Source organism: Amycolatopsis sp. BJA-103, assembly GCF_002849735.1.
Taxonomy (GTDB): Bacteria; Actinomycetota; Actinomycetes; order Mycobacteriales; family Pseudonocardiaceae; genus Amycolatopsis.
In genome coordinates this window covers 49050-63356 of sequence record NZ_CP017780.1, presented here as the reverse complement: position 1 = coordinate 63356, position 14307 = coordinate 49050, and the positions used below count along the sequence as shown (strand labels likewise).

The window sequence follows — 14307 nt, the reverse complement described above, 5'->3', positions numbered from 1 at the left end:
GGCATGAGCACTGGGTCATCGAAGACGAGCGTGCTGATCGTGGGGACGGGATTCGGCGGGGTCGGGACGGCGATCGAGCTCAAACGCGCCGGCTTCCACGACTTCACCATCCTGGAGAGCGCGGACGAGCCGGGCGGCGTCTGGCGGGAGAACACGTATCCGGGCGCGGGCTGTGACATCCCGTCGCCGCTGTACTCGTTCTCCTACGAGCCCAATCCCGACTGGCCGAAGCGGTTCTCGCTGCAACCCGACATCCACGAGTACCTCAAACGCGTGGTGCGCCGCTACGGGCTCGAACCGCACATCCGCTTCGGCACCCGTGTCACCGGCGCGGCCTTCGACGAGGACCGCGGGCTCTGGCGGGTCGAGACCGCGGGTGGCGAGACCTACGAGGCGACCGTTTTCGTTCCCGCCGTCGGACAGCTTTCGCGGCCGGTCCAGCCGGACATCCCCGGCCAGGACACCTTCGAAGGCGCCAGTTTCCACTCCGCGCGCTGGGACCACGACGTCGACCTGCGCGGCAGGAAGGTCGCGGTGATCGGCACCGGCGCGAGCGCGATCCAGTTCGTGCCCGAGGTCCAGCGCCAGGCGGGCGAGCTGACGGTGTTCCAGCGCACCGCGCCGTACATCATGGCCAAACGGGACACCCGCTACCGGCGCTGGCAGCAACGGCTGTTCCGGCACCTCCCGGCCACGCAGCTGCTCGGCAGGCTCCGGATCTTCCTGCTCGCCGAGTACGCGACCTACGCGATGACCGAACATCCTTTCCTGGCCAAGGTCTTCGAACTGCGGACGGCCCAGTTGCGCCGTCGGTACCTCAAGGACCGGGCGCTGCGCGAGAAACTCACCCCGGACTACCCGCTGGGCTGCAAGCGGATCCTGTTCACCAACGAGTACCTGCCCGCACTCGCCCAGCACAACGTCGCCGTGGAGACGCGGCGCATCAGCGCGATCACGCCGTCCGGGGTGCTCACCGAGGACGGCGTCGAGCACGAGGCCGACGTCATCGTCTACGGAACCGGCTTCGCGGCGACGGACTTCCTCGGCGAACTCAAGGTGGAAGGTCTCGGCGGCAGGTCGCTGTCCGACGCGTGGAAGGGCGGCGCGCGGGCGTACCTCGGCATGACCGTGCCGGGTTTCCCGAACCTGTTCTGCGTCTACGGGCCCAACACGAACCTCGGCGCGGGCTCCATCATCTACATGATCGAACGGCAGGCCCGCTACATCCGCCAGGCCGTCGAACACCTCGCCCGGCCCGAGGTGTCCTATATGGACGTCGTCCCGGAGGTCGAGCAGCGCTACGACGAGGAGGTCCAGCGACGGCTCGGCCGGAGTGTCTGGTCGGCCTGCGCCAGCTGGTACCGCCAGGAGAACGGCCGGGTGAGCACGAACTGGCCGGGCCTGGTGACCGAGTACGACCGCCGCACGAAGACGCTCGACCTCGGCGACTACCGGACGGCGGGACCGCGATGAACTACGACGTGCTGGTGATCGGCTCCGGGTTCGGCGGCAGCGTGACCGCGTTGCGGCTCACCGAGAAGGGCTATCGCGTCGGTGTGCTGGAGACGGGCCGCCGGTTCGCCGACGACGAGTTCGCGAAGACCTCCTGGCGGCTGCGGAAATACCTGTGGGCCCCGAAACTGGGCTGCTACGGCATTCAACGGCTGACCCTGCTGAAGAACACGTTCGTCCTGAGCGGCGCGGGCGTCGGCGGCGGCTCGCTCGTCTACGCGAACACGCTCTACGAACCCCCGGACACCTTCTACGAAGACCCGCAGTGGGCGCACATCACCGACTGGAAGGCCGAACTCGCCCCGCATTACGACCAGGCGAAACGGATGCTGGGCGTGGTGGAGAACCCGCTGGTCACCCCGGCCGACCGCGTACTGCGCGAGGTCGCCGAGGACATGGGCATCGCGCACACCTACCGGCCGACGCCGGTAGGCGTCTACTTCGGCAAGCGCGACACCGACCCGTTCTTCGGCGGCGAAGGCCCTCGGCGGACGCCGTGCACGCACTGCGGTGAATGCATGACCGGCTGCCGGGTCGGCGCCAAGAACACGACCGTCAAGAACTACCTGTACCTGGCGGAGAAAGCGGGCGCGGAGGTCCATGCGCTGACCACCGCGGTGTCGGTGCGGCCGATCGACGGCGGCTACGCGGTCGACACCGTCCGGACCGGGCGCTGGCTGCGCAAACGCAAGCGGACCTTCACCGCCGGGCAGGTCGTGTTCGCCGCCGCTTCCCTGGGCACGCAACGGCTTCTGCATTCGCTGAAAGACTCCGGCACGTTGCCGAACCTGTCGCCGCGGCTGGGCTTGCTCGCCAGGACGAACTCCGAGGCCGTCCTCGCCGCGCGATCCCTGCGTGACGACACCGACTTCACCCGCGGCGTCGCGATCACGTCGTCGATCCACCCGGACGCGGTGACCCACGTCGAGCCGGTGCGGTACGGCAAGGGCAGCAACTTCATGGGCCTGCTGACGACGGTGCTCGTCGATGCCGAACCCGGCAAACGCCGCTGGGTGCTGGGCCTGCGCGAACTGGCGCGGAACCGGCGGAACCTGGTGCGGCTGCACAACCCGCGGCGGTGGTCGGAGCGGATGGTCGGGCTGCTGGTGATGCAGACGTTGAACAATTCCGTGACCACGTACACGAAACGCGGGCTCTTCGGCCGCAAGATGACCACGAAACAGGGCATCGGCGACCCGAACCCCGAGTGGATCCCGGCCGGGCACGAGGTCACCCGGCGGGTGGCGGACAAGATCGGCGGGCTGGCGCAGGGCGCGTGGACGGATCTGGCGAACATCCCGATCACCGGGCATTTCATCGGCGGCTGCGCGATCGGCGACAGCTCCGAGACCGGCGTCGTCGACCCGTACCAGCGGGTGCACGGCCATCCGGGGCTGCACATCGCCGACGGTTCGGCGATCTCGGCGAACCTCGGGGTGAACCCGTCGCTGACCATCACCGCGCAGGCGGAACGCGCGATGTCGTTGTGGCCCAACAAAGGCGAGGCCGACCCGCGTCCGCCGCTCGGCTCCCCGTACCGGCGGCTGTCCCCCGTCGCGCCGCTCAAGCCCGTCGTGCCCGCGACGGCTCCGGGAGCTTTGCGCCTCTGAAATGGAAGGGACGGGTGCCGTCGCCCGCGCGACGCCGGCACCCGCCCCGGTCTAGCGGATCATCACGGGAGGCCGGCCAGGCCCGCGCTCACCGTGTTCGACCACGCGTAGCCCTGGGAAGCGTCCCAGTTGATCGACCAGGTCATCGCGCCCCGGATCGTCGGATACGTCGTCGTCGGCTTGAACGAACCGCAGCTCGTGCCCTTCGCCAGGCAGTTCAGCGCGTTGACCGTGTTGCCGGGCGCCTGGTAGCCGCCACCCGCCGCGGAACCGGAGGCGGGCAGGCCGAGACCGACCTGGTCGGCCCGCAGGCCGCTCTGCAGCTGGATGCAGGCCAGCGCGGTGAGGAAGTCGACCGTGCCCTGCGAGTAGACCTTCTGGTCGCAGCCGAGCATCGAGCCGCTGTTGTAGTACTGCATGTTGACGATCGTCAGGATGTCCTTGACGTTCAGCGCCAGCTTGAAGTACTCCGCCGCCGGGTTCTGCATGTCGATCGTCTGCGGCGCCATCGTGATGACCGTGCCGCCCGCCGCGTGGATGCTGCGGAGCGCCTGCGCCATGTAGGTCGCGTTGACGCCGTTTTCGAGGTCGATGTCGACGCCGTCGAAGCCGTAGGTCGCGATGAGCGACTTCATGCTGTTGGAGAAGTTCGTCGCCGCGGCCGAGGAATCGACGCGGATCGTGCCCTTCTCACCGCCGACGGACAGGATGACCTTCTGCCCGCGTGCCTGCGCCGTCTTGATGTCGGCCTTGAACTGCGCGTCGGTGTAGCCGCCGAGCTGGCTCGACAGCCCCGAGTCGAGGGTGAAGGTGACCGCGCCCGGAGTGGCCGTCGCGTCGGCGAAGGACACCGCGATGACGTTGTACTTCGTCGGGACGTCAGCCAGCTTGAGGGCCTTCGCGCCGTTGTAGAAGTTCTGCCAGTACCCGGTGATCACGTGCTTGGGCAGGTCGCCGGGGTTCGGCTTGGTCGTCGTGGTCGTCGGCGAGCTCGACGTCGTGGTCGGCGAGGTGCTGGTGGTGGGCGACGACGTGGTCGTGGTGGGCGTCGTGGTCGGCGAGCCGCCGGGACCGTCGAGGTTGACGTCGTCCGCGAAGTACGCGGGCTGGCCGTACCAGCCGTGCAGGTAGATGTCGACGCTGGTGGTGGACGCGGCGGTGGTGAAGCTCAGCGAGAGCTGGCTCCAGCTGCCGGTGCCCGGGGACCAGGTGTTCTTGTCCCCCGTCCCGGTGCCGGTGACGCCGAGGTAGGTGTAGCTGCCCTGCACCCACGCCGAGAGGGTGTACGCCGTGTTGGCCTTGACCGGCACGCTCTGCGAGCAGCGGGCGTTGTCCTGTCCGGCCGGGGTGGCGCTGAGCGCGCGGCTGCCCGAGTGGACCGGCGTGGTGACCACCGAGGACGCGCCGGTACAGGTCCAGCCGCTCGTGGTCCCGAGTTCGAAGCCCGGGTTGGTCAGGATGTTGGCGGCCGAGGCGCTGCCCGAGACCGCGAAAGTCACCCCCAGGCACACGGCCAGTGACGACAGCAGGGCGAGGAACGCGTGTTTCGGCTTGACTTTCACAGGTGGCCTCCACGAACGGGTGATGTCGGCCACATCAAAATGGACTAGACCAATACAACTGTCAAGGGTTCGGTTAGAGGAGGCCATACGAAAGTCGGCTCGGCGGAAGCGGCAGAATGCAGGGTCCGAGAGCACCCGAGGGCGGATTTCAGGAGCGTGGGAGTGAGCGTGCAGGGCCTGCAGACAGTCGAGCAGAAGATCGCCGAAGAACTCGGTGTGCGCGAGGGGCAGGTCAAGGCGGCCGTCGACCTGCTGGACGGCGGATCCACCGTGCCGTTCATCGCCCGGTACCGCAAAGAGGTCACCGGGATGCTGGACGACGCCCAGCTGCGCACCCTCGAAGAACGCCTCCGCTACCTGCGGGAACTCAACGAACGCCGGGTCGCCGTCCTGGATTCGATCCGGAGCCAGGGCAAGCTCGACGAGGCGCTCGAAGCGTCGATCACGGCGGCGGACACCAAGTCCCGCCTCGAAGACATCTACCTGCCGTACAAGCCCAAGCGGCGGACGAAGGCGATGATCGCCCGCGAGGCCGGTCTGGAGCCGCTCGCCGACGGGCTGCTGAGCGACCCGAACACCGACCCGCAGGCCGCCGCCGCGGTGTTCGTCGACGCCGACAAGGGCGTCGCGGACGCGCAGGCCGCGCTGGACGGCGCCCGCGCGATCCTCGTCGAACGCTTCGCCGAGGACGCCGACCTGATCGGCGAGCTGCGCGAAAAGATGTGGTCGCAGGGCCGCCTGGCCGCCAAGGTCCGCGACGGCAAGGCCGAAGAAGGCGCGAAGTTCTCCGACTACTTCGAGTTCTCCGAGCCCTACACCAAGCTCCCCTCCCACCGGATCCTCGCGATGTTCCGCGGCGAGAAGGAAGACATCCTCGACCTCTCGATGGAGTCGGAGGAGCCGTCCGAAGAGCCGAAGACCGGGCCGACCGACTACGAGACCCGCATCGCGCACAAGTTCGGCATCTCCAACGAAGGCCGTCCCGGCGACAAGTGGCTCGGCGACACCGTCCGCTGGGCGTGGCGCACGAAGATCCTGCTGCACCTGGGCATCGACCTGCGGATGCGGCTGCGCCAGTCGGCCGAGGACGACGCCGTCCGCGTGTTCGCCGCGAACCTGCGCGACCTGCTGCTCGCCGCCCCGGCGGGCACCCGCGCCACGATGGGTCTCGACCCGGGCTTCCGCACCGGCGTCAAGGTCGCCGTCGTCGACGACACCGGCAAGGTCGTCGGCACCCACGTGATCTACCCGCACCAGCCCGCCAACAAATGGGACCAGTCGATCGCCGAACTCGCCGCCCTGTGCGCGCGGCACAAGGTCGACCTGATCTCGATCGGCAACGGCACCGCGTCGCGCGAGACCGACAAGCTCGCCGGTGAGCTGATCAAGAAGCACCCGGAACTGAAGCTGACCAAGGCCGTCGTCTCCGAAGCGGGCGCGTCGGTCTACTCGGCGTCGGCGTTCGCGTCGCAGGAACTCCCGGGCATGGACGTCTCGCTGCGCGGCGCGGTCTCGATCGCGCGGCGGCTGCAGGACCCGCTGGCGGAGCTGGTGAAGATCGACCCGAAGTCGATCGGTGTCGGGCAGTACCAGCACGACCTGTCCGAGATCTCGCTGTCGCGGTCCCTCGACGCGGTGGTCGAAGACTGTGTGAACGCGGTCGGCGTGGACGTCAACACCGCGTCGGCGCCGCTGCTGACCCGCGTCTCGGGCATCACGACGAGCCTCGCGGAGAACATCGTGGCGCACCGTGACGAGAACGGCCCGTTCAAGACGCGGACCGGGCTCAAGGAGGTCGCACGGCTCGGCCCCAAGGCCTTCGAGCAGTGCGCGGGCTTCCTCCGCATCCCCGACGGCGACGACCCGCTCGACTCGTCCTCGGTGCACCCGGAGGCCTATCCGGTGGTGCGGCGGATCCTGTCCTCGACCGGGACCGACCTCCGCGCGCTGATCGGCAACTCGCGGACGCTGCAGGCGTTGAAGCCGTCGGAATTCGTCGACGACACCTTCGGCCTCCCGACGGTGACCGACATCCTCGCCGAACTCGACAAGCCGGGCCGCGACCCGCGTCCGGCGTTCAAGACCGCGACCTTCGCCGACGGCGTCGAGAAGATCGGCGACCTCAAGCCGGGCATGCGCCTGGAAGGCGTCGTGACGAACGTGGCCGCGTTCGGCGCGTTCATCGACGTCGGCGTGCACCAGGACGGGCTCGCGCACGTCTCGGCGCTGTCGAAGAACTTCGTCAAAGACCCGCGTGAGGTCGTGAAGCCCGGCGACATCGTCAAGGTGAAGGTGCTGGAGGTCGACGTGCCGCGCAAGCGGATCTCGCTGACGCTGCGCCTGGACGACGAGCCCGGCAAGCCCGCTCGCGAGCAGGGCGGCGGCGGTGGCGGCGGCCGTGACCGCGGTCAGGGCGGCGGTGGCCAGCGCCAGGGCGGGCAGCGTCAGGGCGGCGGCAACCGCGGTGGCGGCGGCAACCGGGGCGGGAACTCCGGCGGCGGGGGCGGCTCGCTGGCGGACGCGCTCCGCAAGGCCGGCTACGGCAAGTAAGCCTCAGGCGTGCAATGAAGGGGACTTTCCTAGCAAAATTCGCTAGGAAAGTCCCCTTCATTGCAGTCGGCGGACTACGGGTTCATCGCGTACGCCCCGGAGAGGTCCCGCACCAGCGACCACACGTGGTCGAAGCGGGCCGCGTCCACGACCGGCTTACGGATCGAGGCCAGCGCGAGCGCCTGCTGCGCCTCGGTCGAGGACGACTTCCCGTGCAGGTCGATCGCGGCGACGCTGAAGTCCTGCACCAGGACACCGAAGATCTGGTCGACGACCTCGGTCTCGATCCCGGTGATCTCCGCCTGCTCCAGTACCAGCTGCCCGTAGACGACCAGCGTGAACAGCTCGGTCAGCGCGAGACCGAAGTCGATGTCCTGCTGCTGCGCCTCGTCCGGCGTGGCGTCGGTGAACAGCTTCACCAGCGACTCGGCCTGCTCGGTGAACCGCGCGACGTTCGGGATCGCGGACGCCTTGGCGTAGGCCTCGCGCCAGTCGTGGAACCGCACCTTGGACAGCCCGCGGGCGGGGCCCTGGCGGAACAGGAATTCGTCGTCGGCCGCGTCGGAGCGCGTCGGCACCGGCTCGTAGGCCTGCGGCGCGAACAGGTACGCGGGGACGAACTTCGCGATCAGCGCGAGGTTCACCGCCACCGTGCCTTCCAGCTTCGGCAGGCCGTCGATGTCGTTCTTGGCCATCGCGAGGTAGGTGTCGGTCTCGAAACCCTTGGCCGCCACCACATCCGCGACCAGGCCGATGACCTTCTGCGCCTCGGTGGTCACCTTCATCTTGGTGATCGGGTTGAACAGCAGGTACCGGCGGTCGTCCGCGTTCGCGCTGCGGAAGTAGTCCACGGCACGGTCGGAGAACAGCTTCATCGCGACGAGCCGCGCGTACGCCTCGACGAATTCCCGGCGCACGTGCGGGAAATCGGTGACCTTCTTGCCGTAGAGCTCCCGGTTGTGCGCGTGCGTGATCGCCTCGTACAGCGAGTGCGTCGACATGCCGATGCCGCCGAAGCACAGGTTGAACTTGCCGATGTTGACCGTGTTCAGCGCCGCGGAGAACGCCTCGGCGCCGACGTGCAGGATGTCCTCTTCGGACACCGGGTAGTCGTTGAGCTCGAACTCGGCGACGTACATCTGCGACGGCACGACGTTCTTCACCACGCGGTAGTTCGGGTGCTCCGAATCCGCGTAGAAGAACACGTACTGATCCGGGCCCTCGACACCGTCGATGCGGCCGAACACCGACACGGTCCGCGCGCAGTTCCCGTTGCCGATGTAGTACTTCGACCCGTTCGCGCGGTAGCCGCCGCTGCCGTCCGGGGTGAGCACGAGGTCCGACGAGTAGATGTCGGCGCCGTGCTCCTTTTCGGACAGTCCGAACGCGGCGACGCCACCGGCCGCGAGCGAGTCCGCCGCGCGTTTGCGGGCGGCCTCGTTCGCGCTCTGCCACACCGGACCCAGGCCGAGGATGGTGACCTGCCACGGATACCAGTAGTTCCCTAAGGCAGGAGCGCTGTGCGAGTGCTGGTCAGGCCAGTATAGCGGTCAACGCTATGCGGGTAGTTTTCGTGGCAGATGAGCGGACTCATTCGGCGGTCCCGGCACGCTCGGTCACGACCAGCCGGAGCCGCGCTCCCCCGCGCTCGCTCTCGTCCTCTGCCTGCCGCGGGATGAGCGCGGCCGCGGCCGCGGCACCGCCGCCGGCGAGGCTGACGAACTGCCGCTCGACGGGACCGTCCACAATGTCCGCGAGCATCGCCGCGATGGTCGCGGCGATGTCGGCAGAGGGATCGATCCGGAGCACGTGCGTGGCTCTGTCGTACACCGCCTCGTACAGCTCGACAGGCGCGATGACGATGGTTAGGTGCCCCAGGATCTCCAGGGCACCGGGGAGGTACTGCGCAAGATCCGGTGCCATATGGGACAAGTCGGTGACAAACGTCCCATCATTAGCCCTAAAGGGAAGTTATGACCCGTTCGGCGTAAAAAGATTCACTTTTCAACTACGTCGGGTCATGATAAGTCCGTTTGCAGTGATCAGGGCCCTACTTGACCAGCTTCGCCGACCGCTTCGGCTTACCGGTGACGTATCGCTCACCACCAGCCTCGACTTCATCGGCCGTGATCCCCGCCGGCGGCGCGGCTGCCGCTTCGAGCCGTCTGCGCAGCTCAGCGACAAGCTGATCGTCAGTCAGCTTGACCGCCTCGACCGGCCCCCAGTCCCTAGCCTTCGACTCGTCCTCCGTGAGGATGCCGGCGGCGATCAGCACTTCGAGAAGTGGTCGATTGAGGGCATTGGCGACGGCGCGAGCATTGGCGACCGATATTTCGGCACCTTGCTTCCATCGGCCAATGAGTGTCGGGTGCACGTCGGCCGCTCGGCCGAGGTCGGCCTGTGTCCATCCGGCCTTGTCGAGCAGCGCCTGTAGATAGGCACCGAAAGTCGGCTTTTCTCCCCTGGCTGGTCCCATGGAAGGCAATGCTAACTTGCGTGCGCGCACGTTGCTAGCACGCATGCGTGAAACTCCCCTGGTCGGCGCATAAAACGATCAGACGTTCGAAGCGAACGGGGCAAACCTTCACCCACATTGCCGCAACAGCGTGCGCACACGCTGTTGCGTGCGTGCACGCTGACTGTTAACGTGCATGCATGCACAGCAACCCCGCCATCCGAGTCCGGGGGGACTTCGCCGCCAAGGCGGCCGAGCAGGGACACCGCAGCAACCGCGCCATCGCCGAGGTGATCGGCGTCGACCCGTCCACGGTCGGCCGCGTCCTCGCGGACAAGGCCCGACCGTCGAACGAGTTCATCACCGGCGCTGTCTCGCGGCTCGGCTCGTTCGAGGACCTGTTCGAGGTCCGATGACCACCGCTCAGAACGTGAAGAACCCCCACCGCGCCGGGACCAACCAGGCGGCAGGGGTTCAGGAGACGACCACCCCGAAGGGCAACCGATGACCACAGCATACGTGCCTACTGGCACCGAATACGCGGACCTCGTCGAAGCACTCGCCGAGATCGGCGGCCGCCTCGAACCCGCCTCCGACTTCGACTCGCGCGAGTGCGGGTGGAACAGCCTGGAGACCTGCGGCCGTATCGAGTACCGCATTCACCGTGCACCCGCCGAGTCCTCGGGCTACCCGTCCGACGAGATCGAGGTCGGGGCCTGCTGCCTCATCGACGCTTTCCGCGTCGCCAAGTCCGAGCAAGACCCGAACAGCTCCGCAGACCTCCTCGTCGAGCGCCGCGCGAACGGCTGGTGACCGGCATGGGCATCCGCGACAGCTTCCGGCGGGCGAACGAGACCGTCGCCGCCGCGAAGCGCGAGGAGCGCGAACGCGCCGCGGCCGCCGTCGCCCGCGCCAAGACCGCCGCAGAGAAGGCCGCCAAGAACGTCACCCCGAAGACCGCCCCGAAAGGCTGACCATGACCAGCAACGAACTCGCCGTCACAGAGCAGCAGGCCCGCGGCGTCCCCGTCGCGCTCGGCGCGAAGCAGAGCGACTTCGACGCCACGTACCGCCTCGCGAAGAACCTCGCAATGTCCGGCCTGCTCCCCTCCGCAGTGCGCGGCAAGGCCGCCGATGTGCTCGTGATGGTCCTGTACGGACAGGAACTCGGCCTCGCGCCGATGCAGGCAATCAACTCGATCTACGTCGTCGAGGGCCGTCCCGCGATCTCGGTTCATCTGTGGGTCGCGCTCGCCCGCAAGGCCGGGCACAAGGTGCGTATCCCCGAGGAGACCGCGACGTCGTGCACGGTCGAGGTCGAACGATCCGACGACCCCGGGCACCCGACACGCGTCACGTACACCCTCGACCAGGCCAAGACAGCGGGATTGGCGAACCGGAACACCTGGAAATCGCACCCCTCGCAGATGCTCTACGCGCGCGCTGCCTCGACCGCCATCCGCCGCGCCTGCCCCGAGGTCGTGATGGGGTTCGCCGACGAGTACGAGGTCGCACAGCCCGAACCCGAACGCCCGAGCCTTGGGCAAGTCGTCGCCGAGCGGGAAGACCGCGCCGCCGAGCAGCGCGCCGTGGTCGTCGACGCCGAGACCGTCGAGCCGGAACCGGCGGCCGAGGACATCGGCCCGACCGCCGAAGAACTCGCCGAACTCGCCGATGACTTCGCGCGCCCGGCGGCCGCAGAGGCCCTGTTCGACCCGGACGCCGAGCTATGACCGGCCGTCGCGAATGGACGTTCCGAAGCGAGGTCGTCACACCGCACGGAATCCGAGTCGAGGTCGCTGTGTCCGTGCCCACCGATCTCGCCGGGACCGACGTCCTGGAGGTCGCCGAGCACGCGCAGATGGCAGCAACGCGGCTGAACTCGACGCTCCAGCGCGCCGAGAAGTCCGGCCGCGGACGCGTCTTCCGCGAAGAGATCCCGTTCTGATGGCCGCGCCGCTCGCCGAGCAGGAACACACCACCGCCGACCTCCTGCTCGAATGGGACCAGACCCGCCCTCGCTCACGGCAACGCGAGCTGGGCTGGTCCGAGGTCGGCGGATGCCGCCGCCGCGCCGGATACCGCCTCGCCGGTGTCGAGCCGTCGAATCCGGGCGGCAGCGTGCAGGCCGTGTTGGGGACGGCGATTCACGAGGCCGTGCAGCAGCGGTTGAACGAGACCGCGGCCGAGGGCGACCTCGTCGAGTACGAGGTCGTGTTCGCCGGAATCCCCGGCCACCTCGACCGGTACGAGTCCGGGCCTGAGGACTTGATCGACGTCAAGACGACGTCGTCGAGGTGGCTGGAGCACATCAAGACCTGGGGCCCGGACCGGTCACACCTGTGGCAGGTCAACGGATACGCCGCCGCGCTGATCGCGAAGGGCATCCGCGTGCGCCGCATCGTGATCGACTACATCGCACGCGACACCGGCGAGGTCTACCGGTGGATCGGAAAGCCGACCGTCGAGGCCGTGCGGGACGCGCTCGACTGGCTCCGAGAGGTTCGCGACGCCGACCTCGACATGCTCAACCGCGACTACGAGCCCGACGGCCCGTTCTGCGGCCGCTGCCCGTTCCTCGACATCTGCTGGAACGGGTATGTCCCCGACCGCGACCGTCGCTCGGTTCTGTTCGTCGAGGACCCCGACGGCGAGAAGTGGGCCCGGCAGCTCGCCGACGCGCGCGCCGCGATCACGGCCGCGAAGGCGCTCGAAAAGGAGGCCAAGGGCGCGCTCGATGCGTTGCGCCCCAACATTTCCGGGAAGTCCGACATCCTCGACGTCGGGTACGAAAGAGGTCTCCAATGGACGATCACGAACCCCGAACGCCTCGACGGGGACCAGGTCCGCGCCGACTACCGCAAGGCCGGGACGAAACCGCCCGTGACGTCGACGACCTCGACCACACTCAAGCTCGTCAAACTCCCGGACGCCGAGCCGTGACCCCGCGAATCCGCGGGTGCACCGGCAAGAAGAAGTACCCGAACGCGACCGCGGCCGACGACATGCTCGGCCGCATCTGGTCCACCTGCAAACCCGGCCGCCGCCTCGAAACCCGCGCCTACAACTGTGACCACTGTGGACGGTGGCACCTCACCAGCAAACCCCTACAGCACAAAGAAATGGAGCAGGCCGCATGACTGCAATCTCCGTCGACGGCGTCGCCGTCATCGCCGACGAACCGACCGCGTCCGGGATCGTGGACCGCGGCGGGAAGCCCGTCGTGTGGACGCAGACCCGGACGCTTCGCCTCGCTGACGGCCGGACCGTGTACGGCTGCCTGCACTGCGACCGCACGAGCACGAACCCGCTCTCGATCCGGCCGCACCTGTCCGTGCACAGCAGCCGTCCGCGGAAGACCACCAAGGCGGCCGCCGCCCGCGCCGTTGCCGACCTGCCCCTCGGTGACCTTCTCGCCCGCCTCGCCGAGCTGGACCAGCTCACCGCCGACCGCGACACGTGGAAGGCCCGCGCCCAAACCGCCGAGCGAAAGCTCGCGACGCTCCGGAACGCCTTGGGAGGCAACAAGTGACGACACGCACCAAGAAAACCACCCTGCTCGTGCATGAGTTCTTCGCGATGCTCACCGACACGATGCGCACCTCGGGCACCGACAAGACACTCCCGATGCTCTGCGGCGTACTACTCCACACCCCCGCTCGAAGGTCCGTCCTCGTCGCCACCTCGACCGACCGGTTCACGCTCGGCCAGGCACACGCCCCCGCCAACGGCCGCATCCCCGACGTCTGGATCCCGCTCGCCGACGCGAAACGCATCCTCGCCGTCATCAAGGCCGGCGGCCTCGGCGGCGACCTCGCCGTCGCCGTGCACCCAGACCACCGCGTGGTCTTCACCACCGCCACAGTCAGCGCCACCATCACCGGCGACGGCCTTTCCCCCACCTTCCCGCCCATCGGCGAACTGTTCAACGAAGCCGCCGCGAAGCCGACCCGCGAAACGATGCTCAGTCCCGCCTACCTCAAGCGGTTCAGCGAGATCGCCAAGACCCGCGGCCAGTTCCTGACCGTACAAATGCAGGACAGGCACAAGCCCGTCCACATCACGATCGGCGACCGCTACCGCGGGCTGATCATGCCCGTCCGCGCCCCGAAAGCCGAGGCCGCTCCCACCCCCGCGCCCGTGTTTCCCGTCGGACAGCCATTCACGCACCGAGCTGCGCGCACCCGAAAGCAGGCCGCATGACCAACCAACTCGAACTGGCCCTCACCGATCGGCACGCCGGACAAGCCGCGAACCTCGCCGCCGGGCGCAAGCCTTACCGGGACGACAGCGAACGCGTCGAAACCGCCCTTCAACTGCTCATCGCGTCCGGCGCCGAGTTCACGGCCGACGACGTACACCGCGTGATCGAGTTCGACCAGTCCGGCGCCAAGTACGACCGGAACCTCGTCTCGTCCGCGATCGGCCACGCCGCCAAGAACGGCGACATCGTCCGCGAAGACACCCGCGTCAGCGCGAGTAGATCCCGGCACGCGAGCCGCAACGGCGTCTGGAGACGCGCACCCCGTGCCACACCCGACACACCATCACCACGCACCGGCAACTGATCACGACCCCACCGCGGGCCGCGCCATCACGACCGGGCGCGGCCCGCACTG

The 14307-nt window shown here is 68.3% G+C and carries 16 protein-coding genes and 1 pseudogene; 13 read left to right on the top strand and 4 right to left on the bottom strand.

What is annotated here, in order from left to right:
- Positions 1–3 precede the first annotated feature (3 nt).
- Together BKN51_RS00440 and BKN51_RS00435 are read left to right on the top strand one after the other, a co-directional pair.
- Complete coding sequence (locus BKN51_RS00440) at positions 4–1473, top strand: flavin-containing monooxygenase (RefSeq protein ID WP_101605706.1); 1470 nt, start codon at positions 4–6, stop codon at positions 1471–1473.
- Positions 1470–3122 (top strand): GMC oxidoreductase, encoded by a 1653-nt coding sequence (locus BKN51_RS00435; RefSeq protein WP_101605705.1) that lies wholly within the window; start codon positions 1470–1472, stop codon positions 3120–3122. Before BKN51_RS00440 ends, BKN51_RS00435 begins: the two co-directional genes overlap by 4 nt.
- A gap of 62 nt (positions 3123–3184) precedes the next feature.
- Here the strand turns inward: BKN51_RS00435 and BKN51_RS00430 are convergent, their stop codons facing one another.
- Positions 3185–4684, bottom strand: coding sequence for a chitinase (locus BKN51_RS00430; RefSeq protein WP_101605704.1), 1500 nt, complete (start codon positions 4682–4684; stop codon positions 3185–3187).
- A gap of 162 nt (positions 4685–4846) precedes the next feature.
- Between BKN51_RS00430 and BKN51_RS00425 the strand changes: the two genes are divergently transcribed.
- Positions 4847–7234 (top strand): Tex family protein, encoded by a 2388-nt coding sequence (locus tag BKN51_RS00425; protein WP_168214233.1) that lies wholly within the window; start codon positions 4847–4849, stop codon positions 7232–7234.
- Between the two features lie 74 nt (positions 7235–7308).
- Here BKN51_RS00425 and BKN51_RS00420 read toward each other — a convergent pair.
- From BKN51_RS00420 to BKN51_RS00410, 3 genes and pseudogenes are all read right to left on the bottom strand, one after another.
- A pseudogene (locus BKN51_RS00420) lies at positions 7309–8736 on the bottom strand (acyl-CoA dehydrogenase); the annotation flags it as partial.
- 88 nt (positions 8737–8824) lie between these two features.
- On the bottom strand, positions 8825–9157 hold the full coding sequence (locus tag BKN51_RS00415; protein WP_101605651.1) for a hypothetical protein: 333 nt from the start codon (positions 9155–9157) through the stop codon (positions 8825–8827).
- 127 nt (positions 9158–9284) lie between these two features.
- Complete coding sequence (locus BKN51_RS00410; RefSeq protein ID WP_158255847.1) at positions 9285–9710, bottom strand: helix-turn-helix domain-containing protein; 426 nt, start codon at positions 9708–9710, stop codon at positions 9285–9287.
- 179 nt (positions 9711–9889) lie between these two features.
- Here BKN51_RS00410 and BKN51_RS00405 point away from each other — a divergent pair, with 179 nt between their 5' ends.
- From BKN51_RS00405 to BKN51_RS00365, 10 genes are all read left to right on the top strand, one after another.
- Positions 9890–10105 (top strand): helix-turn-helix domain-containing protein, encoded by a 216-nt coding sequence (locus tag BKN51_RS00405; protein WP_101605649.1) that lies wholly within the window; start codon positions 9890–9892, stop codon positions 10103–10105.
- Between the two features lie 88 nt (positions 10106–10193).
- Complete coding sequence (locus BKN51_RS00400) at positions 10194–10502, top strand: hypothetical protein (protein WP_101605648.1); 309 nt, start codon at positions 10194–10196, stop codon at positions 10500–10502.
- A 5-nt stretch (positions 10503–10507) separates the two neighbouring features.
- Positions 10508–10663 (top strand): hypothetical protein, encoded by a 156-nt coding sequence (locus BKN51_RS42905; RefSeq protein ID WP_158255846.1) that lies wholly within the window; start codon positions 10508–10510, stop codon positions 10661–10663.
- 2 nt (positions 10664–10665) lie between these two features.
- Positions 10666–11421 carry a hypothetical protein gene (locus tag BKN51_RS00395; RefSeq protein WP_101605647.1) on the top strand — a complete coding sequence of 252 codons (756 nt, stop codon included), beginning with the start codon at positions 10666–10668 and terminating at the stop codon, positions 11419–11421.
- 74 nt (positions 11422–11495) lie between these two features.
- The gene (locus BKN51_RS42900) at positions 11496–11636 is read left to right on the top strand and encodes a hypothetical protein (protein WP_158255845.1); all 141 of its coding nucleotides are present in this window, start codon (positions 11496–11498) and stop codon (positions 11634–11636) included.
- Positions 11636–12631 (top strand): PD-(D/E)XK nuclease family protein, encoded by a 996-nt coding sequence (locus tag BKN51_RS00385; protein WP_101605645.1) that lies wholly within the window; start codon positions 11636–11638, stop codon positions 12629–12631. The genes BKN51_RS42900 and BKN51_RS00385 overlap by 1 nt, the downstream gene beginning before the upstream one ends.
- On the top strand, positions 12628–12828 hold the full coding sequence (locus BKN51_RS00380) for a hypothetical protein (protein ID WP_101605644.1): 201 nt from the start codon (positions 12628–12630) through the stop codon (positions 12826–12828). Before BKN51_RS00385 ends, BKN51_RS00380 begins: the two co-directional genes overlap by 4 nt.
- Positions 12825–13220 (top strand): hypothetical protein, encoded by a 396-nt coding sequence (locus tag BKN51_RS00375; RefSeq protein ID WP_101605643.1) that lies wholly within the window; start codon positions 12825–12827, stop codon positions 13218–13220. Before BKN51_RS00380 ends, BKN51_RS00375 begins: the two co-directional genes overlap by 4 nt.
- Entirely contained in the window at positions 13217–13891 is a 675-nt protein-coding gene (locus BKN51_RS00370; RefSeq protein WP_101605642.1) for a hypothetical protein, read from the top strand. The genes BKN51_RS00375 and BKN51_RS00370 overlap by 4 nt, the downstream gene beginning before the upstream one ends.
- Positions 13888–14256 carry a hypothetical protein gene (locus BKN51_RS00365; protein WP_101605641.1) on the top strand — a complete coding sequence of 123 codons (369 nt, stop codon included), beginning with the start codon at positions 13888–13890 and terminating at the stop codon, positions 14254–14256. Before BKN51_RS00370 ends, BKN51_RS00365 begins: the two co-directional genes overlap by 4 nt.
- Positions 14257–14307: the final 51 nt, after the last annotated feature.